Annotated in this window: 18 protein-coding genes; 7 read left to right on the top strand and 11 right to left on the bottom strand. The window is 45.5% G+C overall.

The window, feature by feature from the left end; translation table 11 throughout:
• Position 1: 1 nt before the first annotated feature.
• From AC3FZD_RS04880 to AC3FZD_RS04860, 5 genes are all read right to left on the bottom strand, one after another.
• Positions 2-2,533 (bottom strand): GAF domain-containing protein, encoded by a 2,532-nt coding sequence (locus AC3FZD_RS04880; protein WP_488739049.1) that lies wholly within the window; start codon positions 2,531-2,533, stop codon positions 2-4.
• Positions 2,534-2,646: 113 nt separating this feature from the next.
• Positions 2,647-4,554, bottom strand: coding sequence for an ATP-binding protein (locus AC3FZD_RS04875; RefSeq protein ID WP_488739048.1), 1,908 nt, complete (start codon positions 4,552-4,554; stop codon positions 2,647-2,649).
• Between the two features lie 269 nt (positions 4,555-4,823).
• On the bottom strand, positions 4,824-5,348 hold the full coding sequence (locus AC3FZD_RS04870; RefSeq protein ID WP_488739047.1) for an alpha/beta hydrolase: 525 nt from the start codon (positions 5,346-5,348) through the stop codon (positions 4,824-4,826).
• 61 nt (positions 5,349-5,409) lie between these two features.
• Positions 5,410-5,853 (bottom strand): DMT family transporter, encoded by a 444-nt coding sequence (locus AC3FZD_RS04865; RefSeq protein ID WP_488739046.1) that lies wholly within the window; start codon positions 5,851-5,853, stop codon positions 5,410-5,412.
• 25 nt (positions 5,854-5,878) lie between these two features.
• Entirely contained in the window at positions 5,879-6,466 is a 588-nt protein-coding gene (locus tag AC3FZD_RS04860; protein ID WP_488739045.1) for a glyoxalase-like domain protein, read from the bottom strand.
• Between the two features lie 113 nt (positions 6,467-6,579).
• On the opposite strand from AC3FZD_RS04860, the gene AC3FZD_RS04855 reads away from it, so the two are divergent.
• The 5 genes from AC3FZD_RS04855 (at position 6,580) to AC3FZD_RS04835 (ending at position 13,571) form a co-directional block, all read left to right on the top strand.
• Entirely contained in the window at positions 6,580-7,404 is an 825-nt protein-coding gene (locus AC3FZD_RS04855) for a pantothenate kinase (RefSeq protein WP_488739044.1), read from the top strand.
• A 124-nt stretch (positions 7,405-7,528) separates the two neighbouring features.
• On the top strand, positions 7,529-7,912 hold the full coding sequence (locus tag AC3FZD_RS04850) for a GxxExxY protein (protein ID WP_488739043.1): 384 nt from the start codon (positions 7,529-7,531) through the stop codon (positions 7,910-7,912).
• 80 nt (positions 7,913-7,992) lie between these two features.
• A complete protein-coding gene (locus tag AC3FZD_RS04845) occupies positions 7,993-11,139 on the top strand; it encodes a WGR domain-containing protein (RefSeq protein WP_488739042.1) in 3,147 nt (1,048 codons plus the stop codon).
• 32 nt (positions 11,140-11,171) lie between these two features.
• Positions 11,172-12,812, top strand: a complete 1,641-nt coding sequence (locus AC3FZD_RS04840; protein ID WP_488739041.1) for an SWIM zinc finger family protein — start codon at positions 11,172-11,174, stop codon at positions 12,810-12,812.
• A gap of 408 nt (positions 12,813-13,220) precedes the next feature.
• Positions 13,221-13,571, top strand: coding sequence for a type II toxin -antitoxin system TacA 1-like antitoxin (locus tag AC3FZD_RS04835; RefSeq protein ID WP_488739040.1), 351 nt, complete (start codon positions 13,221-13,223; stop codon positions 13,569-13,571).
• A 46-nt stretch (positions 13,572-13,617) separates the two neighbouring features.
• On the opposite strand, the gene adhE is transcribed toward AC3FZD_RS04835, so the two are convergent.
• Positions 13,618-16,278, bottom strand: coding sequence for a bifunctional acetaldehyde-CoA/alcohol dehydrogenase (gene adhE, locus AC3FZD_RS04830; protein ID WP_488740269.1), 2,661 nt, complete (start codon positions 16,276-16,278; stop codon positions 13,618-13,620).
• Positions 16,279-16,497: 219 nt separating this feature from the next.
• On the opposite strand from adhE, the gene AC3FZD_RS04825 reads away from it, so the two are divergent.
• Positions 16,498-16,959, top strand: coding sequence for a hypothetical protein (locus AC3FZD_RS04825; RefSeq protein ID WP_488739039.1), 462 nt, complete (start codon positions 16,498-16,500; stop codon positions 16,957-16,959).
• 12 nt (positions 16,960-16,971) lie between these two features.
• Here the strand turns inward: AC3FZD_RS04825 and petJ (AC3FZD_RS04820) are convergent, their stop codons facing one another.
• From petJ (AC3FZD_RS04820) to AC3FZD_RS04800, 5 genes are all read right to left on the bottom strand, one after another.
• A complete protein-coding gene (gene petJ, locus AC3FZD_RS04820) occupies positions 16,972-17,313 on the bottom strand; it encodes a cytochrome c6 PetJ (protein ID WP_488739038.1) in 342 nt (113 codons plus the stop codon).
• Positions 17,314-17,390: 77 nt separating this feature from the next.
• Entirely contained in the window at positions 17,391-17,720 is a 330-nt protein-coding gene (gene petJ, locus AC3FZD_RS04815; protein ID WP_488739037.1) for a cytochrome c6 PetJ, read from the bottom strand.
• Between the two features lie 108 nt (positions 17,721-17,828).
• Positions 17,829-19,646, bottom strand: a complete 1,818-nt coding sequence (locus tag AC3FZD_RS04810) for a ribonuclease J (RefSeq protein ID WP_488739036.1) — start codon at positions 19,644-19,646, stop codon at positions 17,829-17,831.
• Between the two features lie 187 nt (positions 19,647-19,833).
• Positions 19,834-20,718, bottom strand: a complete 885-nt coding sequence (gene dapA, locus AC3FZD_RS04805) for a 4-hydroxy-tetrahydrodipicolinate synthase (protein ID WP_488739035.1) — start codon at positions 20,716-20,718, stop codon at positions 19,834-19,836.
• A gap of 52 nt (positions 20,719-20,770) precedes the next feature.
• The gene (locus AC3FZD_RS04800) at positions 20,771-21,814 is read right to left on the bottom strand and encodes an aspartate-semialdehyde dehydrogenase (protein ID WP_488739034.1); all 1,044 of its coding nucleotides are present in this window, start codon (positions 21,812-21,814) and stop codon (positions 20,771-20,773) included.
• Between the two features lie 504 nt (positions 21,815-22,318).
• Between AC3FZD_RS04800 and tig the strand changes: the two genes are divergently transcribed.
• Positions 22,319-23,707: a trigger factor gene (gene tig, locus AC3FZD_RS04795; protein WP_488740268.1), complete on the top strand. Its 1,389-nt coding sequence runs from the start codon at positions 22,319-22,321 to the stop codon at positions 23,705-23,707.
• The last annotated feature ends 135 nt before the right edge of the window (positions 23,708-23,842 follow it).

Below are 23,842 nucleotides of genomic sequence, written 5' to 3'. Positions count from 1 at the left end.
GCTACTTGGTGGTCATGGTATGCACCCCATCCCAGGATTCTGGGGGAGGATTATCTAAATACACCTGAGCGCGTTCTATGTGAATATTAATGGCTTTATCCATGGGATCAATGATTTGCGCTTGCTCAAAATAGTACAGTGCTTGGCTAAAATCTCGATGAATATAGGCAGATCTTCCTAAATAGTATAACTCTAGAAGCTGTTGCTGCTGGGAGTCTAGAGCCACTTCCTTATCCCCAAGCACTTGATAGATACTGACGGCTTCATTTTTCCCTTTGACTCGAATTTTATCTAGTTCTCTGACCCAAAGGCGATCGCCACACAACTTATAAGTATTCTCGCTAATAATAATATCACAGCCATATTCCTTCGTCACGCCTTCCAAGCGAGCGCTCAAATTCACCCCATCCCCAATTACCGTATAATCCATCCGCTTACGGGAGCCAATATTTCCTGATACCACTTCCCCGGAACTAACGCCAATCCCAATGCGAATATGGGGTTGATTTTCCATAAATCGACTTTGATTAAAAATCTGCAATCTTCGGCGCATATCTAAAGCTGATTTTACCGCCATCCAGGGATGATTAGTTAGGGGAAGTGGTGCGCCAAATACTGCCATTAAAGCATCTCCAATAAACTTATCTAAAGTTCCTTTACAATTGAAGACCGCTTCAACCATAGTTTCAAAATATTGATTGAGTAAGGTCACCACTTCCTGAGCGCCTAAATTCTCGGTTAGGGTTGTATATCCCCGAATATCAGAAAACAAAATCGTTACATCTTTTCGTTCGCCAATCATCAAAGAATCATTATCCAAAGCCATCACCTGATCCACTACATCAGGATTCATATAGCGATACATGGTGGTCTTCATCCGCTTCTCTTGACTAATATCTTCTAATACCACTAATCCCCCCCTGACTTGACCACGAGGATTGGTCAGAGGGTTAACGGTTAAATTAATGCTGCGCTCTACTTTGCCCACTTCTTGTGCCGGAATTTTGACTTCCTTGGGATCGTTCCAGGGAATAAACCAATCGGGATTTTGGGGGTCTTTAATCGCTAAATTAACCCGAATTACATCTGTATTAATCGGATAAATGCCCACTTTTAAGTCTTGTTCAGGGATATATTGTTTCGTGCCATTTTTTAAGCTATCTTCAATCCGCATCTTGAGGTTTTCAATGGGGACGACTTCCCAAACTTTACGTCCGATGAGTTTAGATTCCCAGAGCTGAATTTGAGTTTTGGTCTCTTCTGAATTCCAATAACAACCCAATAATTCTAAAGCAGCTTCATTCAGGGTGACAATACAACCTTGCATATTCGTAGAAATTACAGCATCTGATAAGCTCTCTAAAATGTCTTTTTGATATTGTTTTTCTAGGAGAACACTTTCAAAGAGTTGGGCATTTTCCAGAGCCATGCCAGCCTGAATATTAAAGGCTTGCATGAATTCTTCATCGGAGCTGGTAAAACTCCCTTGCTCTTTATTGATCAGTTGGGTTACACCAATCAGTTTTTTCGCCGAATTAAACACGGGCATACATAAAATATTGCGGGTATGATATCCGGATCGCTTATCGGTACTCGGATCGAATCTTGGATCTTCATAGGCATTGGGAATATTCAATAATTCTCCAGTGGAAGCCACATAACCCGCAATTCCTTTATTCGTGGGAATCCGGATTTCCATCAGGGTTTTGCCATCCGCTTTGGCAATTTTTGTCCAGAGTTCTTGGTTTTCTTTACTGAGTAAAAATAGGGTGCTGCGGTCAGCTTTCATTAAATCTCGTGCTTGTTCCATCACCGATTTTAAAGTCAATTCTACATCTAAGCTTTGACCGAGGGTTTGGGTTGCTTTTAAGAGGGCTTCAGCTCCCCGTTGATTGCGAGCCGCCATATAAAAGGATTGACAAGTTTCCAGGATAATTCCAATCGATTCGGAAAAATCTTTAAAGGTTTCTTCATCCTCAGCCGAAAAGGGTAATCCTCCGGCTTTATTCGAGAGTTGCACCACAGCGACGACTTGCCCTTTACTGCTAGTAATGGGCATACAGAGAAGGCTTTTGGTTTGATAATTGGTTTGTTTATCGAGTTCAGGTTGAAATAAGGGATGATTGGGGGCATCTTCAACATTTAAGCATTTTCCCGTGATGGCCACATGGCCCGCCATACCGATATGGAGCGGAAACCGAATTTCAATAGGCTTTTCGGCATCAGGTTGATTAATTTTTGACCACAACTGCCCTTTATCTTCATTGACCAAAAAAATCAGGGTGCGATCGGCTTGTAAAATTTGCCCAATTTTCAGGGTGAGGGCATCTAGAATCTGTTCCAACATGGCTTCTAGGGCTTCATTATTGATCAACTCGATCGCCCTTAAAAATTGCTGAAACTCAGCCGTGATAAAATCAAGTAAACAAATAAACTCTTTAACCGGGAGGTCTTTTACCCTCGCGGTTAAGGCTCCCATCATGTTTACTTGGGCAAGAGTAGCCAGAACGCTGCCAGTGTTGGGTAAGGTCATAGGAATGTCAAGCTACGGGATCTAACTTCTTATTGTATGTTAACTAGATTTGTCCATCTCGATCTGCTCCCTACTGGGATATTCTGATTAGAGCGTACTGTAGAATACATAGGCTATCCGTTAACTGGGATTTGCATCACGGGGAGAATCACCCGTACTTCTGTCCCTTTGTCGATTTGGGAAAACAGGCGAATATCCCCGTTATGCTGTTGAATAATTTGATAACTAATGGATAATCCTAACCCGGTTCCTGAACCAACTGGTTTAGTGGTGAAAAACGGATTGAATACTTGGTCTTGAATCTCTTGGGGAATACCTAAGCCATTATCGCTAATGGTGACTTGGACTTGGCGATCGTTTAAGCAAAAAGTGGAGAGCATCACATGGGGAGACTCAATTTCTCGATGTTCTTGTAGAGCATCAATTGCATTACCGATCACATGCATCCAAACTTGATTGAGTTGGGCGGGATAGCACTCAACAAGAGGTAATTTTTTATAGTGCTTGATGACGGTAACTTTCGGTTGCAAACGATGGTCTAACATCACGAGGGTACTGTCTAAGCCTTCATGGAGATCGACAATTTTTAAGTCAGATTCGTCTAAGCGGGAGAAGTTTCTGAGGGAAATTACAAGGTTTTTGATCCGTTCTGAGCCTTGTTTCATGGAACCGATCATTTGGGGTAAATCTTGCTCTAGAAAGGGTAAATCAATCTCATAAATGTGCTGTTCAATCTCTGGATTGGGTTGGGGATAATGTTGTTGATAGAGATGTAAAAGGGCTAATAAATCTTCGGTATAGATTTCGGTGTGGCGGAGGTTGCCATAAATAAAGTTGACGGGATTATTAATTTCATGGGCTAGTCCAGCGACCATCTGGCCTAAGCTCGACATTTTTTCGGTTTGAATGAGTTGGGTTTGGGTCTGTTGCAGTTTAGCTAAGGTTTTGTTGAGTTGTTCATTTTTAGATTTCAGGCGTGTTTCTGAGTTTTGCAGTTGTTCGGCGATCTGTTGTCGTTGGATAATTTCGATGTTGAGGGTTTGGTTGATTTTTTCTAGGTGATGATAGGTGTGAATATAATCGAGAATGAGTCCGGTTAAGGGAACGAGATAGGCAATGATTTTAAGAAAATGGGCAATATTAAAGTGATTATCAAAGAGGGAAGTTGAACCAAAGACCATGTGCATTTGGGTGGCTACATTGGGTAAGGTGCTAATAATGAGGGCGTGGGAAAATAGGCTTGGGTATTGGTGGTAGAACTGGGGATAAATCCAAAATCCACTGATGAGAAATAGGATGAGGGGAATGAGATCCCAAGGCCGGGTGAAGAGAGCGCCAGGATACATGGTTTCTGGTAGAGTGCTGTGGGTGGCGCAGAGATAGATGATTTGGTAAGCAATGAGACCAAAGATGAGGCTTAGTATGATGACAACGGGAAATTTACGTTGCCAGTGTTCGGCTGTGGGGAGAAGTAATAGGCAGACTCCGACTAGGGTAATGATGGCGTTGAATAGGCGGCAGATGGCCCAGGTGAAGGGGATGAGGTTATGGTTGTCGGCAACGGCGGAAATGAGGCGATCGGCGGCTAGGGTATGGAAGGCATCCATGACTCCAGCGAAGAAGAGGGTGATACCTAGGATGGGGGTGGTTACGTCTTGTTGAATTTTGAAGTGGGCGAAGGCGAGGATGACGGTAAAAAGGGCGGTGCAAAAGGCACTCCATTCTAAGATGGTATGGGTAAAACTGCCGGATAGGGTTTGGTGTAGGGTGTCGGTGAGTTGGTTGGGGGTGAGGTTAGTGGCGGCTTCGAGATCGAGGGCTGGGGCGTAAATGCCAAAGTCTACTCCGATAAGGTTGAGGGTGATGGGCAGTAGGCAAATGCATAGTATGGCGATCGCCAGTGAGCGAGGCAGTTGTAAGGGTTGTTGTGAGGTTTGGGTTGGGGAGACAAGGGACTTTGATCCCCAGATGAGTTGGAAAAATTGAGTGAGAGAATGAATGAGATAATGGGTTTTAAGCAAGATTTGAGCCTATCCTTGGGCAATAACAGGAACTTGGGAGCTTTCTGGTATTGAGAGATGCATCCTGGAAGAGCTGACGAATGCAAACCTGAGCCTGTCACAAGAAAATACAGGAAATCTTGACATTTGTCAAAGATAGGGGGAAATGGAGATTATTGGATCATGATGGCTGCACTCAAGCCTACAAAAAGAACCGAGACTATGAAGTAGCTAGAGTTACAAAATTGGGCGGGAAGTGCAACATCAAGATTGGAGATTATGGCGATCGCTTATTTGAATAAATCCATCAAAATTTGGGCGGGTTTGGCAAATCGATTGAGTTGCTCGTAAGCTTCCATGAGCCGTTCTCCTTCTACTTCCACGTCTGGTGTCGGATAGTTTTGTAGGGTTTCGAGTAAGGTTATTTCCCCATCTTCACTGGCTGATAAAATTAAGGCAGCGCGGAGGGCTTGAGTATTGGAACTCTGGGAAGGAGTATGGACGATTTCTGCGACGCGATCCAAAATTTTGCGCCCAATGGTGCTATTTAACACTCTATCGAGAAATAAAAGATCTATAGCAATAGGAGCGGTTAAGAGGGTACGCAACTCTTCTGGATTTTGTCCTAGGGTTTGCAAGTTGCGTTTGAGAGCGGGAGTCATTTCTCCAGTGTCTGCAAATGTGGTGAGTTCGGCTACGGAGAGGGAGCGCCGAAAGGGAGCATACTTAAAGATGATGCGTTCTGCGCTCCAACTGGGAAGGGAGATTAGGGGAGAGAAGAGGGCGATCGCTAACAGGGTTATCCAGGGTTTCATTGGTAAAAGGGGAGTAAAGTCTAGGTATTCAAGACAAATTTAGCCTGGCTTGAGTTTCTGCTTATTTTTTCAGAAATAAAATCGCGCCTGCTAGTACCAGTCCCATCCCTAAATAACGGGATATTGTCATCGGACGGGGGTCAAGTCCGATACCATAGCTATCCAACAAGGAACCGAGGAAAAATTGCACGGCTAAACTTAAGGAAAACGTCGCCAATAATCCCACCCGCGAGACACAATAAGCAATGCCACCTACAATCACTAAACCACAGATGCCTGGCAGGATGGCATAACCTGGTAAGAGACTGTAGTTGCTCCAGGTATAACCTGCCATTAGGGTACGCAATAGGGCGATCGCCAAAATCAGCAAACCTCCACCGGCATAGGTGATCACAATATTATCAAATACACCCAACTTCTGTTCTAAAATGCCCATAACCTGAGCTTGAATGGTGACCGCAGCTCCTACAGCAATGACGACTAATAAAGTGATGAATTGGGTCATAAATTATCCGATCATTTGGGCGAGATTAATTCGATATTTCCGTAATTTCAATTATACGGTCTTGCAGGTCTTTAACCAAAAAATTCAAGGGTTTATTGCGACGAATTTTATTTTTCACCCCTCGCAATTGTACCCGCATTAACACCTGTTCCAAACAATCATGATCGAAACAAACATGGCGTTGTCGGTTATTATGGCCCAAACTTGCGCCCGAAATCACATGCAGTTGGGCATTTTTCTTTAATTGATACCAAAGTCCTTCCGGGATCTCTTTTTGCACCGTTTGCGTCATTCCTGGAGACAGATAGAGGGGATCTAAGCCTGTGGTTCCCAAGGTTTGCTCATAATTATAATAATAATGAAGGGGCACATCGGCTTCAGGTAGTTGCAGTAAATCTTCGTATAATCCTCTAGCAACTTCTAAATCCGATACCATGATCGTGTAGACTTTAGGGGCACTCGTCAGGAACATCCACATGGCTCCAGCATAAGCCATCAGCAACATGACCATGATTCCCTGGGTGGACAAGAGGGAATCAATCGGTAAAAAAGAAAACAGAGAGCCGAGGATAGGGGAGCTGAAACTTTGGATTAATTGTGTTTCTAAGACCATGGACTCAAAATCAGGGCAATATTATTTAAGATAATGGCATCAGGGGGAAAATATCCCACTTGTGCCCATTATTCTAACAACTTTGGGCTGAATCGGAAGAGGAGTTAACGCTGGTGTGGTTAGCCTTGGTTATGGGAAATTCTCGGTTTCATTGGGGAATTGGCGATCGCCACTCCTTGCTTTGTTGCTGGGATACAGCAAATTTATCCGTAGATAAAATAGAGAAAATCATCCCTGATCTAGAACAGAGAAGAATTCCAGAGCTTATCTTGAAAGACTGTCCTCTGAAGGAGCAATTTCATTTAAAAACTTTTAATACTCTACCCTTGCGAATTGCTTCTGTAATTCCCGCAATCACTCCCCTGTGGACATCCTATTCTCAAAGTCATGTCATTGAATTAGCAGATTTACCCCTAAAGGGAGTTTATCCAACATTGGGCATCGATCGCGCATTAGCCGTTCTCGGTGCAGGCACAAAATGGGGATGGCCCATTTTAGTCATCGATGGAGGAACTGCGCTAACCCTAACCGGAGCAAACGGCGATCGCCATTTAGTCGGTGGAGCCATTTTACCCGGACTAGGCCTACAAACCCGTCTGTTAGCCGAACATACCCGCACCTTACCCCAAATCACTCTATCTGAGCAACTACCCAAACGCTGGAGTTTAGACACCCAAGAGGCGATCGCCAGTGGTATTCTGTATACCGTCTTAGCCGGTTTACAAGATTTTATCCAAAATTGGCACAATCAGTATCCCCAAAGTCCCATTATTCTCACTGGTGGAGATGGAGAACACCTAACTCAATTCCTCATGCAACAGTATCCCCCATTAAATCCTCATCTCCATTTTGATCCTGACTTAATCTTCCTGGGTATCGCAAAAACAGCCCCTGAACGCGGATTATACGGATTAAAGGATTACACGGATGGGGGATAATGGGGATTATACGGATTGAAGGATTAATACAGAGGGGGTATAATCAACAAATACATCCCAATCGTGGGTAGCACGATAAAAAAATCCGCGTAATCCTGTCATCCGCATAATCCGCGTTCAAGCCATGGAGTTGAAATACGAACAAATAACCCACAAAATCATCGGTGCATCCTTTGAAGTTCACAACTTTCTCGGCAATGGATTCCAAGAAGTCATTTATCAGAGAGCTTTAGCCTACGAACTGACGCAAGCGGGGTTGAGTTTTGACCGGGAAATTGAACAACATATCTATTACAAAAATCTCCCCAATCCTATTGGAACGCGCCGCGCTGATTTTGTGGTAGAAAATAAAGTATTGGTGGAATTAAAAGCTGTCATCGAGCTTGAAGATGTTCATCTGGCTCAAGCATTGAATTATCTGAAAGTCTATAAGTTGGATGTGGGTTTGCTGATTAATTTTGGCTCTAAAAGTTTGACGTTTAAACGATTAATTCGTACTCCAAGCTAAGAAATTAAGTATAAATGCAGGGTGTGGACGCGGGCGGAAAAGTTGACTAAAATGGCCAACAATCTTTTCTCCTCACGGCTATGAAACGGATTAAGCAGACGACTCTCTATTACCAAGACGATCGCTCGGATAAGATTTATGAGGTGGACTTGCTTGCGGCGGGCGATGATGGCTATATCGTCAATTTTCGCTATGGTCGTCGGGGGAGTAATCTGAAGGAGGGGACGAAAACGAGTAACCCTGTTTCTTTGCGGGATGCGGAGGTTATTTTTGATAAGTTGGTGAAGGAGAAAACGAAGAAGGGATATCAAGCTGAAGCTTTGACAACTCCTGAACCTCCTGGGAGTAGTCGGGAGATGACGCGGGACGATCGCATCTTATCCTATCTAGAAGGCTCTCCACCGGAGAATTGGCCCCTGAGTCGCATCATTTGGCGTGCGGGAGAGTTGCAACTGAGCGCCGCAACTCCCCATCTGATTAAGCTTTTGGGGACTGGAGAACCTTTGCAAGATTATTGTATTGCTTATGCTTTGGGACAATTGGGAAATCAAGATGCTTTGCCGGTATTGAAGCAGTTGCAGGAGAATGCATTAACGCCGGAATTTGTCAAGCGCATTGCTTTTGAGTCGATGTGGAGATTGGCGGATGCTAGGACAAGAGAGGAGTTACAGCAGATGGTATGCGATCGCCTACCGACTATTCTACAAGAGGCGATCGCCACCGGAAACCCCGAAACCCTAACCAATACTCTTGCTACCTATCTCAATACCAAAGATTATCAACCCTTTGAAGCCTTACAAACCCTCTACCAAACCCACCTCGACATCACTCGTCCAGCCTTATACCAGTTTATCCGCACCGCACCCCTTGCGCCTCCATCGTTCAAACCCCTGCGCCATCTGTTCAAAATGGCAGAATATCGCCATGATGCCGAGTTTTTTGGCATGTTAGCCTGGCGGTTTGAAACCGGAAAAGCCTTTTATCAGAAGAAACCCTATGCTATTAGATTACCTGATGGCAGCTATTTGGGGCGATATGAATACCAACGTAACCTAGAAACGAGAGGTTACGAACGAGTACGAGATAACTTGCTCGCAGAACAACAACGGCCCAATACTCGCCTAGCTTATAATCAAGATACTCGCGATTATCTGCGAAGACGGGTATGGCGCACTCTAGCTAAATTAGCGGAACAAGGAGATTTAAAGTATATCGATCTGGCTGTGGGTGTGCTATTAGCCTACTCCGATGAAGATGCTCAACCCGTGCGAGAAAAAGTCCGGTATCGATGGACTTCAGACTGGCAACGCATTGACATCAAAACCTATTGGGATGAATATGCGGGTTATTTCTCCTTGAACCATATTCTCTACAACAATAGTCCTCGCTATTCTTGGCAGTTTGGATGGAAAGCTTGGAAATGCTCAGGAACGTATAAACCGGGAGATGCGCCACCAGAAGCTAGGGAAGAAGCGTTTCCAGAACTTTGGAATCAGCGCCCCGATGCTTTAGTCGAATTACTATTAAAGAGTCAATGCCATCGGGTACATCAATTTGCCGTGAAAGCACTGCAAGATAATCCTGACTTTTGTCAGCAGATGGCAGTGCAAGATTTAATGGGTTTGTTGAGTCAATCCTATCCTGAAACGATAGAATTTGGGTTTAATTTAGCCCGGCAACGGTATACTCCCGAAAATCCCGATTTTGATTTAGTTCTGGCTTTATTAAGCTGTAGTTTTGCTCCCGCTCGCACCCAAGCGCAGGAGTGGATAGAAACGAATCCTTCTGTATTTGTCGCTTCTACAGAATTTCTCTGTCAGTTTCTCCTCAGTCCCTATCTGGAGGTGCAAGAGTTTGTCCGTCGGTTGTTGCGATCGCACCCCATCCCGGAAAATCGCACTAAAATTATCATTGGCTATATTATCTCTGAACTGATTAGCCTCACCACAGGAGAATCGGTAACAGCCATATCCGATACCCTACTGTTGCTCTTTGCCACTCCTCTACAAACCATCAGTTTACAAGTCATCCTCGACTTACTCCAGCATCCGGTTGCCGAAGTACAAACCCTGGGTGCAAGACTGCTGCACAACCATGAAACCCCAGCAACAGAGCTACCGGTAAGCATTATCGAGTCTTTAATTGCCTCGTCTGAAGAAGCTATCCGTACCATTGGCGTAGAAATCTTTGGTCAATTGGGCGATCGCCAACTCCGAGAAGACTATCGAGATGCTATCATAGCCATGGCCCTCAGTGCGATTCCCGATCTGCGCCAATCCATTCAGCCTATCATTTACCGTCTCGCCAACGGTCATCCCCAGTTTAGCCTCCCCCTAGCCCTAGAATTAATTGAATTTCTCCTCACTCCAGAATCCCATGAAGGAGTTCACAAAGACCTATTTACCCTGCTCCATCTTCATCTTCCTGGATGGAAGGGCGAGATTTCCCCAGAGTTAACCTCACGCTTACTCAAGTCTAAATTCGGCTCTGCCCAACAACTCAGTGGTATTATTCTCGGTGCAAATGTCTATCGTTGGGCAAAACAGTGGTCAATAGCCGAAATTGTCCGCTTGGCCAGCCATGAAGTGTTGAGCATCAGACAAGCCTCTTGGACAATGATAGAGCATAACAGCGATCGCATCAAAAACTCCGAAGCCGAAAAATTAGCCGCCATTCGCATGTTAGAAGCCAAATGGGAAGACTCCCGTAAATTTGCCCAAGACTTTTTTCAGCGCCATTTCACCGACAGCGACTGGACTCCCGAAGTCATGGTTCTCATCTGCGACAGCATTCGCGAAGACGTGCGCGAATTTGGTCGTCAGCTCGTCACCCGCACATTCCAAGAACCCCAGGGGCAAGATTATTTACTCAAATTTAGCGAACATCCCAGTACCGATATGCAAGCCTTCGCCAGCCAATACTTGCACAACCATGCATCGGATAACCCAGAGCAGTTAGAACATCTTAAACCCTATCTCATCACCGTTTTATCCCAAGTCAATCGAGGACGAGTAGCGAAACAGAAAGTCTTTCAGTTCTTGGAACAGGAAGCCCTCAAAAGTGAAGCCGCAGCACAAATCATTTCCCAAGTGCTAACTCGCCAGTCAGCAACAATGGCGATCGCCGATAAATCCCATTGTCTACAATTAATGTTACGCTTGCACCACCGCTATCCCCACATCCCCCTGCCCATGGAAATCAAACCCGTTACCGAAATTCGACATTAACCCTAATTTTAGCTGAATTTGAGGTCAAAACTATGGAATTTGCCTATTCATACCACGGCAGCACAGCCGTTAACAACCAGGGGAATAATACCCAAATGTCCTTTTCCCCCGACACCAAACGCCCGCCTACCTATTTTATTGGTGAATTGGGCAAAAGTGTCGCCTTTCGAGAAGCCATTAGCGCCTTACATGATGTAGTCGTCTCTGACTTGCGCTACCAACCCAAAGACAAAGAAGAATACAAAGAATGGGCCGCCAAACAAGAAGATCTAGACTGGCAAAAAATTGCAGCAGAGCAACAAGAAATAGCCACCCAAATCACAGCAATTTGTGCCGAAATAACCCACATTAATCACCAGCGTTATGCTAGGTGGGAACCCTATTATAAAGCCAGAAATAAATTTCGTCAATATGTCTGGCAGAAACAACTCGATTTCTATTTTGTCTTCGACCCCGTGATTACAGTTCACCCCGATGAAATCTTTTTTGAATGTTTCAGCCAAGATGAATCCAGTTATGGCAGACTAGGAGCCAGCTACGAAGTATTTAAAAATATCAATGAATTCGCCTGCGGCACAACCAATATAGACTATTCTGCCGCCCTTTATGATGAATTTCAAAAAATCAGAAGCTACAAAACCACCCAATTTAAAGTCGATCCCTCTGGTTTTGAAGTGCAAACCACCCATGAAGAAACCTTCAAAGAAGTGAAAATCGATTTACCCGACAGTTGGGTAAGGGGCTTTTTACAGGTGAGTTCTGCCATGTCATTACCAGCCACCACCTTTGATTTACACCCCATAGATATTCACAATATCTGTCTCATTCTTCGCCGCAACAAAGAGAAAAAAGGGCCCCGTAGTTTGCGCTATATCCTAGAACCAGGACAACCCATCAAAGTCGTCCTCGATCCCTGGAATAAAGAAGTCATTTGTTGGCGCTCGCCCTATACTGGCCATAATAGCCAAGAAATCCGCGTCTGGGGTCGTCGCCGTATCCATATTTTAGAGCGCTTAATCCCCATTGCCCAAAAATTCACCATTCACCTATTGGGTACAGGAATGCCCTCCTTTTATATAGCCGATTTAGGCGATATGTCCTTCACCTTAGGCCTATCCGGATGGACAGCCAATGACTGGTCAAATTCCGGCAACTTTGACCTCATGGCTCCCCGCGCTGATGTCGATGAATGGACACAAAAAATAATCTTTGATGCCCTACGGGAAACTTGGGCAGAAACCCCAGCCAGTCTCGCCCAACGGTTAGGATTAAGTCAAACCGCCGTATTAGGAGCATTAGGAGCCTATACCCAAGCCGGACGCGCCATTTATGACCTCAATAAACAAGTCTATCGCCTCAGAGAATTAAGCCGCGAACCTTTACCCATAGAGCGTCTGCGGTTTGCCAATGAGCGGGAAGAAAAAGCCACCCATTTCTTACGCCAAAATCAAGTCCAAGTGAGCAGCGTAACCCATTCTAGTGGAGCCTTTGTTCTCCAAGGAACCGTTCAAGAAAAAGGAAAAACTTACGCCCCTAACTTGACAATTGACGCAGATGAGCGTATGATAAAAGCTGAATGTACTTGCAATTGGCATCAGCAAAATAAGCTGTATAAAGGCCCTTGCGAACATATCTTGGCATTACGGATGCATCATGCCCGTTTATGTCAATAAGCTACATACCCTAAATTACACGACCGAACCGTTGGCAAACAGCCTTGCAATCTGGGCGGTGTATCGCCGCTCTTGCGCTGAGTCTATCCATGCATCACTAGCCTACTCGTGACGGTGCGGTTCTCAGGCTAGGGTGTATATTTCAGTTTGACTTCTTAGAAGTAAATGAAACACCCTAGCCTGGAACCGCTTGAGTTGAGTAGTCTAGTCCTAGGAGTTTACGAAGGGGCAACCAACGGCCACAGGTCGTGTAATTTATTTATTGTATTTAACCGACTTACCGCGCGTTCATCTCCGCAAAGCCCAAAGCCCCGTAAATCGGTTTTTTAACCAATTATTTCGGAAACGATCGCCAAACCCTGTATAAACTTAAGATAAACTGTTTATACCGAATCCAATTACCGCCCTATGTCCGACTCCAACCCGACCAGGGAAAACACCATCACCCTCCAACTCCCCTCCGAACACTATCAACTCTTAGAAGAAGCAGCCACCCTAACCGGATTAAGCGTCAGCGATTACATCATACATCATGCCCTAAGTTCCGCGATCGCCCACACCGCCCTTCACCACTCATACCGCTCCCCTGAACCCACAACAGACCCTCAAACCCCCACCTCCCCAGACACCCCACCCAACCCCGTAACCCCAATCCTAGAACACAACCCCCAAGACCTCAATAACCTCGCCAAAGCCATCCTCTCAACCCTAGCCTGGTCATCCCCAGAAATCCTGCAAAAAAGCCAAAACTCCAAATAACTCCTGTAGGAGCGAACCCCCGTTCGCCCCTACATCAAGTCTCACTTTAGCCAGAAACCTCCGTTAAACCCTCCACCGGAGAAACCAAAACCTTACCATTAGCCCCATTCACACTCATATCCAAATTCCCATAATACGCATCAATCAACAATTGCTTTAAATCCGTAATCAAAGGATAGCGAGGATTTGCACCCGTACACTGATCGTCAAACGCCTGATCCGCCACCCGATCAATTTGGGCAAAAAACGCCCCTTCATCCTCCTTAATCACCTCCTTAATACTCAAAGGAATCTGCACCTTGCGCTTCAACTCTTCCACCGCTTGAATCAACAAAGAAACCTTCTCATCCTCCGTTTCTCCCCCTAAATTCAGATAATCCGCAATCCGAGAATAGCGCCAGCAAGCATTAGGATATTTATACTGAGAAAACGTCGCTTGCTTAAACGGCGCATCCGTAGCATTGTACCGAATCACATGGGAAATCATCAGCGCATTAGCCAACCCATGGGGAATCTGGAACGTTCCCCCTAACTGGTGAGCAATAGAATGGCAAATCCCCAAAAATCCATTAGCAAAAGCCATGCCCGCCATCGTCGAAGCATAATGCATTTTTTCCCGTGCTTTCGGGGCATCAGCGCCTTTTTCATAAGCATCCGGTAGATACTTGAAAATCAACCGAATCGCTTCTAAAGCCAATCCATTCGTATACTCAGAAGCCAAAACCGAAACATAAGCCTCCATCGCATGAGTTAAAGCATCAATACCCCCAAAAGCCGTTAAACTCTTAGGCATATGCAACACCAACTCCGGATCGACGATCGCCATATTCGGCGTTAAAGCATAATCAGCCAAAGGATACTTAATATGATTGCGGCGATCCGTCACCACCGCAAACGGAGTCACCTCCGAACCCGTCCCCGAAGTCGTCGGAATCGCCACCATAATTGCCTTCTCACCCAAAGGCGGCAACTCATACACCCGCTTACGGATATCCATAAACCGCATCGCCAACCCTTCAAACTCAATCTCCGGATGCTCATACAACAACCACATAATCTTCGCCGCATCCATCGGAGACCCACCCCCAATCGCAATAATCACATCCGGGTTAAACGTCTTCATCAACGTCAACCCCCGATTCACCGTATCCAAAGACGGATCGGGTTCCACATCATAGAACACATCATACTTCAGACCAATCTCCTCCAGCGCATCCTCCAAAGAAGCCGTCATCCCCAGATCGTACAGAGGCTTATCAGTAACAATAAACGCCCGCTCTTTCCCCGCCAACTCCCGAATCGCCACCGGCAGCGACCCATACTTAAAATACACCTTGGGCGGAATCCGGAACCAGAGCATATTTTCCCGACGCTCCGCCACCGTCTTAATATTCAGCAAATGCTTCGGTTCCACATTCTCACTAATCGAGTTCCCCCCCCAGGTTCCACATCCCAGAGTCAAAGAAGGATCGAGCCGAAAATTATAAATATCCCCGATCGCCCCCTGGGAAGACGGCGTATTAATCAATACCCTTGCCGCTTGCACCCGGTCTTCAAACCGCTTGATATGCTCCGTATTCGAGGTCGCCGTATACAGTGCCGCCGTATGACCCCGACCCGCAAACGCCACCAAACCACGGGCCTTATCCACCGCATCCTCAAAATCTTTCGCCCGATACATCGCTAAAATCGGAGACAACTTTTCATAAGAAAACGGCTCTTCCAGTCCAATCTTCTCCACTTCCGCCAAAATTACCCGCGTCTGCTCCGGAACCGAAAACCCTGCAATTTCCGCCAATTTCTGTACCGGTTGCCCCACAATCTCTCCATTCAAGCGCCCATTGATTAATAACTTACTCGATAATTTTTCCCGTTCCTCTGGAGTAACAAAATAAGCGCCCCTAGCCATAAACTCTTCCCGCACTTCATCATACACTTCATCCTCCACAATCACCGACTGTTCGCTGGCACAAATCATGCCATTATCAAACGTCTTACTCAAAATAATCGAAGAAACCGCCATCTTAATATGAGCCGAAGCATCAATCAGTGCAGGCGTATTTCCAGCTCCCACACCCAAAGACGGATTCCCCGAAGAATAAGCCGCTTTCACCATTCCCGGCCCGCCTGTCGCTAAAATCAGCTTAATATCAGGATGTTGCATCAAAGCCTGAGACAAAGGAACCGTTGGCTCATCAATCCAACCAATAATCCCCTCTGGCGCACCCGCTTCCACCGCCGCTTCTAGCACAATTCTCGCCGCTTCAATCGTGCATTGTTTCGCCCGTGGATGGGGAGAAAAAATAATCGCATTTCGGGTTTTCAAGCTAATCAGTGCCTTAAAGATAGCCGTTGATGTCGGATTCGTCGTCGGCACAATTCCCGCTAAAATCCCCACCGGTTCAGCTATTTTCTGAAACCCAAAGGACTTATCCTCTTCAATTACCCCACAAGTCTTTTCATTCTTATACTTATTATAAATAAATTCGGAAGCAAAATGATTCTTAATCACCTTATCTTCCGCCACTCCCATCCCCGTTTCTTCTACCGCCATTTTCGCTAAAGGAATCCGAGCCGCATTCGCCGCTAGAGCTGCCTTCTTGAAAATGTGATTCACCTGCTCCTGACTATAGGTTGCATATTGCATTTGAGCCGCTTTCACACGACTAATTAGGGCTTCTAGTTCTTCCAGGTTAGTAATCTTCATTTGAGTGACCATAGACTTACTCTCGTTCAATACTTCAATGGAAATTTCCCACAAGAGGGTTACTTCTATAACACCGGATTATCTTAGATGTGGGGGGATATCTTTAGGAAGTCTTAAGCTTTATAGGTCTTAGCCCTGTTCAGTAGTCAAGCATCAGTGTGAGAAAAAAATAGGGAACCATTTTGATATAATACTCATGTTCTTTCTCTTTGTATCCCCATGAAGCAGCATCAGTTTTTTTATAGATTATCCCTAACCACTGCTTTAGCTCTCTTTAGCCTAGGGATTAATCAGCCCTTAGCCCACAGCTCAGAAGGACAACCTCATCATTCTGGAGGTCATTCCCATGGACAGATTGAAATTGCACCTGGAGAACCGGTTCCCCAGGTGAATTTGATTATTCATCCCGATCAAAAAATGGGCTGGAATCTCGAAATTCAAGTGGAAAATTTCCAGTTCACTCCCGATCATTTATATCAAGAAAATAAACCTGGTGAAGGCCATGCCCATTTGTTTATTAATGGGGAAAAAGTAACCCGAATTTACGGATCTTGGTATTATCTCAAGGAATTACCCCCTGGTAATCACGAAATCAAAGTGGTTTTGAGCAGTAACAATCATGAAGATTTTATCTTTCAAGGGCAAATGATTGAGGATATAGAAATGATTAGAGCAGAATAGCCATCCTAGTCCCTACCGCTTATGCCAGCCTTTTTCCGCTTTCGTCAGGACATAAGCCGTTACATTTTCAATTTCTTGGGGTTTCAGTCTCCCTTGAAAACCAGGCATGGCATTTTTACCATTGTTGATTTGGCTAATAATTTTTTCAGCCGAAGCCATGCCATACTTTTCTAGCGCTTCTTTATTTAAAGTCTTATTACCCATAATCACATTCCCTCCTCTAGCATGACAAGCAGAACAAATGGCATTGAAAATCTGTTCGCCTTGCTTGATATTGGCTGCTTCTGCTATGGGTGTTTTGAAATTGAATACTAAATTTAGAATTAAGAAAAAAGTTAAAAACAGATTTTTCACAAGAATTATTTATAGTATGCAAAAAAAGTTAATAAACTTAACAGGATGTTAGCAGTTAACATCCTGTTAAAAATGCTCTACCAGCCTTTTTCAGCTTGCTCTAAAACATAGGCAGCTACAGCTTCGATTTGTGTTTCATTCAATTTACCTAAGAAACGAGGCATGGCAGCTTTCCCGTTTTTTACCTGAGTAACAATTGCCTCTACACTATTCATTTCATATTTGTCTAAATCGGCTTTACTCAAGGTTTTCTGGGGGTTAACCAAATTTTTTCCACCCGCATGACAAGCCGCACAATTAGCAGAAAAGATGCCTGCACCATCAGCCTCACCAGCTAGGGCTGGGGTGGACAAGGCAAAAGAAAAGATGGCGATCGCCGCAATAATCCAAGATAGCAGTTTTTTCAAAGCGTTCTCCGGTAATAAACCCAACAACATTAACAACAAACGGCTCTATTATACGGCAAGAGGGGAGTCCGGTAAAACCCCCCTCTAGATTTAGGTTATTACGTTTTCTTAAGAAGCCACTTGAGCCGATCGCCGGGGACGGGTACGCCGATTTTTGAGCGGTACACCATCGGTTTTCGGCGCAGTTTTAGAACCCTTCTCCTGGGGTTGGAGATCTTCCGGAGGATCTTCAGGGGTTTGCATCAGCAACACCAGTAAGGGGTTACTCCGTAATTCCCTTCTCAGGAGTCGGTTAATATCATGCTCAATCTCCTGTTGCAAGCAATCGAAACTGACATCCAACTGTCCTTTACCAAAAGAGCGCACAAATTCAGACCAACGATTATCTAAAGTCGTTTGCACCGATTGGGCGATCGCCTCTTCTAAATACTGCTGCTGTAGAGCCGTCACCACACCCCGTAAATGGACTAGGGGACGGTTGACTAATTTTCCTTCCCAATTCACACCAGCCGCCACCGTAATCACCCCATCTTCGGCTAACTGTTGTCTCTCTTTTAGCACTTGTTCATGGAGAATACCGGCATTATCCACCAAAGCCACTCCAGAAGTCACTTTGCCCGCAATCTGAATCGAATCTTCAGTTAGTTCGATAATATCGCCATTATCGACAATCACCATATTTTCTTCCGGAATGCCCATACGGCGAGCCGTTTGCCCATGTCTAATGAGCATCCGATGTTCTCCATGAACCGGGATAAAGAACTTCGGACGAGTTAAAGCCAACATCAGCTTATGGTCTTCTTGACAGCCATGACCGGAAACATGAATCCCTTGATTTTTGCCATAGACCACATTCGCCCCTTGTTTCATCAATTGGTCAATGGTGTTGACCACCGCAATAGTATTACCCGGAATGGGGTTAGCGGAGAACACGACCGTATCCCCCTGGCGAATCTTCACCTGGCGGTGTTCTTGTTTGGCAATCCGGGTTAAGGCTGATAGGGGTTCACCCTGAGATCCAGTAGTCAAAATCAGCACTTTTTCATCCGGTAGATTGCGAATCGCATGTAATGGTTGTAGCAGCTCCTCGGGGCATTTCACATAGCCCAAGTTACGAGCATGGGCAATCACATTGAGCATGGAGCGTCCTAAAACCGAGACCACCCGATTATGTTTTTGCGCCAGTTGCAGAATAATATTCACCCGATGCACAGAGGAGGCAAAAGTGGTGACTAAAATACGTCCCGCAGCTTCAGAAAATACTCGGTCAAGATTCGGATAAGTGGAACTTTCTGATGGCGTAAATCCAGGCACTTCGGCATTAGTGGAATCACTCATCAGGCATAATACCCCTTTTTCCCCATGTTCGGCCAGTTTCTGCAAGTCAAACAGTTCTCCATCCACAGGGGTATGATCGATTTTGAAGTCTCCAGAGTGGATAATGACTCCAATGGGGGTATGGATAGCAACGGTGAAACTGTCCGCCATCGAGTGGGTATTGCGGATAAATTCGACCACAAAGTGTTTACCCACCCTAACCATATCTCTAGGGGCCACGGTTCTCAATTCAGTGCGATCGCTCACTCCCGCTTCTTCAAGTTTCCCTTCCAATAGGGCCATGGCCAACCGGGGGCCGTAAATCACAGGAATATCAAACTGTTTCAGATGATAAGCAATACCGCCAATATGGTCTTCATGGCCATGGGTGACAATCATGCCTTTGATGCGATCGCGATTTTCCCGTAAATAGGATATATCGGGTAGCACAATATTAACCCCATGCATCCCATCTGTCGGAAAAGCCAGACCTGCATCGAGTAACATAATTTCATCTTCATATTCAAAGACACAGGTATTCTTGCCAATTTCGTGCAGACCTCCTAGGGGAATAATTTTGACTGTAGATTTTTGATTTTTTCTAACCATAATGTTCAGGATTTAGGGTAATAGATTCATGCGTTGATTTTTCTGGAATACAGCCTTGAGTTGAGAGCCAACTTACAGACCTTTATCGTCTTGTGTCTCTCATACAGGGGGCAATGAATCCCTAGGTTTGAGTGAGATTTACACTTTTGGGCTTAACGTTTTTAGATGCAATTTCCAACTGCACAGTTTAGTTCAAACCTAACTGACTCAATACTTTTTTTAATTCTTCTTGGATGGCTGCTGATGCTTCCACTAAGGGGAGACGCAACGCTTGAACCGGCCATCCTTGAAGAGCTAAAGCCGCTTTCAGGGGAATGGGATTAGTGGTCAAAAACAGAGCTTTAAACAGAGGGAAAAGTTTTAAGTGAATTGCCGTTGCTTGTTGAGTTTTTCCATTTTCAAAGCACTGAATCATCTCTTGCAAATCCTTACCCACCAGGTGAGATGCTACGCTGACCACACCATTTCCACCAACCGAGAGCAGGGGTAGCGTAAGAGAATCATCTCCAGAATAAATGCTAAAGTCAGAGGGAACCAGTTGACGAATTTGACTGACTTGATCGAGTTGACCGCTCGCTTCTTTAATCCCGACAATATTGGGAATTTCTGCTAAACGAGCTACCGTTGCTGGCAGCAAGTTTTGTCCCGTCCTTCCGGGAATATTATACAGCAAGAGCGGCAGATCGGGACAAGCTGTGGCGATCGCCTTAAAATGCTCATAAAGCCCCTCGGCTGGCGGTTTATTGTAATAAGGAACCACTTGTAATGAGCCATCTAATCCCAATGCCATCGCTTTTTGAGTTTCCGCAATGGCCTCGGAAGTCGAATTCGATCCCGTTCCTGCCACTACTTTAACCTTATCCCCAACCGCTTGTTTCACCACCCGGAATAACTCATGTTCTTCTTCCCAGCTTAAGGTAGGGGACTCCCCCGTTGTTCCACAGATTACTAAACCATCACTGCCGTTTTCCACTAAATGAACGGCCAATTCTTCAGCCACGCCATAATTCACGCTACCATCGGCTGAAAACGGCGTGATCATCGCTGTGATCACTCGTCCAAAATAACTCACCCTTTCTCTTCTCCTTATTTCTTCGATGCGCTTGATAATTTTTGGGTTCACTTTACTGACTTAATGCCACTGCACGGGGTTTGACCCAATCTCGTTCTACCAACAGTTCAGCAATTTGAATGGCATTTAAGGCTGCTCCCTTACGGATTTGATCCCCACAGAGCCACAATTCTAGCCCACAATCATGGGATAAGTCCTGACGAATTCTACCCACTAATACAGGATCTTTGCCCGTTGCTTCCATGGGCATAGGGAAATAGTTAGCACTCCAATCTTCTACCAGAGTCACCCCTGGAGCCGTTTGCAAGACTTCCCTGGCCTTTTCCACGGGGAAAGGTCGGCCAAATTCCAGGTTAATCGCTTCTGAGTGGGCCCGGAGGACAGGTACGCGCACGCAGGTAGCGGAAACTCGTAAATCTGGAGCCGAAAAGATTTTCCGAGTTTCATGCACCATTTTCATCTCTTCCTCACAATAGCCTTGATCATTCAAGGGCGAATTATGGGGAAATAGATTAAAGGCAAGGGGATACGGGAATAATTCCGGTTGCGGATCTTGGCCATTGAGCATTTGCTGGGCTTGAACTTTCAATTCTTCCATCGCTCTGGCCCCTGCACCACTGGCCGATTGATAGGTTGCCGCCACAATTCTTTGTACCGGTTGCACTTGATGTAAGGGCCAAACCGCTACAGTCATGAGAATCGTCGTGCAATTGGGATTGGCAATGATCCCTTGATGAGTGCCTGCTGCTTCTGGATTCACCTCTGGAACCACTAAGGGGACTTCTGGAACCAGGCGAAAGGCACTGGAGTTATCAATGACGACTGCACCTGCTGCCACGGCTTTCGGGGCCCAAGTTTTTGAAGTCGATCCCCCGGCTGAGGCTAAAACCAAATCTACTTGGTCAAAACATCCTTCTGCGACCGGTTCAACGGCCAGAGTTTCCCCGCGAAAGGATAAAGTCCGCCCGGCTGACCGGGGAGAAGCCAACAGTTTTAGGCTCTCTAGGGGGAAATTACGGGACTCTAATAGGTCGAGTAACTCTGTCCCGACTGCGCCCGTGGCTCCCAGAATAGCGACTCGATAGGATTTTGGCAAAAGGTGATCCTCCTTGATCTTAAAAACTTTAAACTTTAGGGTTGAGGTTTGGACTATCTGGATTTTCTTAAAACTTTCTGAATTGGGTGCAAGATCAATAAATACTATAGGGAGCGAACTTTATAAGTTTTTTTGGGGTTTAGAATTTAGCTTACAGCACTTTTCGCTCTGATGAGAACCTCGATTTTCCTATATTACCCTTGAGCAGAGCGTATGGAATGCTTTGAAAATAGGGATTTTAAGGGAAAAACGGTGTAGGGATGACCGATGACCGATCGCCCTTCACTAGGGCCATACCCTAGTCTGTTTCAGATTTTAGCAGGTTAAGGGCACTCTGAGACCATTTCTGTTGACAACTTAAGACTTTCTTTGACAAGTTTTTGTCTTCCTTGGGGTTGAATTGTGAACCCCCTATTATATAATACCCTTGCGTGGTGTGTCAGGAGCTTAACCCTCCCCTTCACCGCCCGTGGCTCAATTCCCATTCAGTATACAGATTTAGTGATGAAAGTTACCCAGGAAAAATTGCCCGCCAGTCAAATTGGCTTAGAAATTGAAGTGCCCGCTGAAACATCAAAGGCCGCCTATGAGCAGGTGATTAAGGACTTTAGCCGCTCCGTTAATCTTCCTGGGTTTCGGAAAGGGAAAATTCCGCGCCATGTGCTGATCCAACAATTGGGTAGTGAAAACCTGAAGGCAGCAGCAGTAGAAAAATTAATCAAACAGTCCGTCGATGCGGCGATCGCCCAAGAAAAACTAGAAACCCTAGGCTCCCCCCAACTCACATCCGAGTTTAATAGCCTGGTAAGCCAATTTAAGCCAGGTGAAGGCATAACCTTTAAGGCAGCAGTCGATGTCCCCCCAGAGGTGAAATTAGGGGAATACAAGGGACTAAGCGTGAAAGCAGAAGAAGTCAAACCCGACCCAGAAGCCGTTAATGGGGTCTTAAAATCGGAACAAGAAAAACGGGCGACCCTAATTCCCATCGAAGACCGGGCCTGTCAACTTGGAGATGTGGCCGTGGTCGATTTTGTCGGCCGTCGGGTAGCAGCAGAAGGGGAAGAAGTTCCCGAACCGGCAGAAATCCCCGGAGCAAGTGCCACGGACTTTCAGTTAGAAATGGAATCAGACCGCTTTATCCCTGGGTTTATCGATGGCATTGTGGGAATGGGGCAGGGAGAAACCAAAACCATTGCGGTAACCTTCCCCGATGAGTATCCCCAGGAAGACATCGCCGGTAAACCAGCCGAGTTTGAAATTACCCTGAAAGAAATTAAGGAAAGGGAACTCCCAGAACTCGATGATGAGTTTGCCGAAGAGGTGAGTGAATTTGAAACCCTAGAAGCTCTAAAAGCTTCCTTAACCGAGCGGTTTGCTAAAGAAGCCGAGAATAAGACCAAAACCAATAAACAAAAGGCCTTGGTAGAAGCACTATTAGAAAAGGTCGAGGTGGAACTGCCAGAAACCCTGATTGAGGAAACCATAACTCAACAGTTAACTCAAATGGCCATGCAGTTGGCGAATCAAGGCATTGATATCAATAAAATTCTGACAGCCGATCGCGTGCCCCAATTGCGCCAAAACACCCGCCCAGAAGCCATTAACGCCCTGAGAGAATCCTTGGCGATCGCCGAAATTGCCAAACAAGAATCTTTGCAGGCCGACGAAGCGGAAATTAAAGCCAAAATGGAAGAAGTGCTAAAAACTGTCGAAGACACCAAAGACATTAACCGCGATCGCCTCAAAGAAATTGTCACCGAAGACCTGAATCGGGAAAAAGTTCTCGCCTGGCTAGAAGCCAATAGCACAGTCGAATTAGTTCCCGAAGGAAGCCTCAACTCAGAAGAGACCCCAGAAGCAACAGAACCTGAAGTTCAAGCAACCGAATCTTAAAGCCAGTTGAGCCGATGCCAACCCCCATATCTCCCCCGGAAGAGCAAAATAGAGCTAACTTTTTCTGCTCTTTTCCTGCCAGAATGGGGGAGATTAAGGCATAATAAACGCAGAGGTCAATTAGCCTGAACCTTT

It is taken from the genome of Roseofilum sp. KMC-1 (assembly GCF_057802075.1).
Note: the sequence above shows the minus strand (reverse complement) of the source record. Positions and strands in the feature narration are given on the sequence as shown.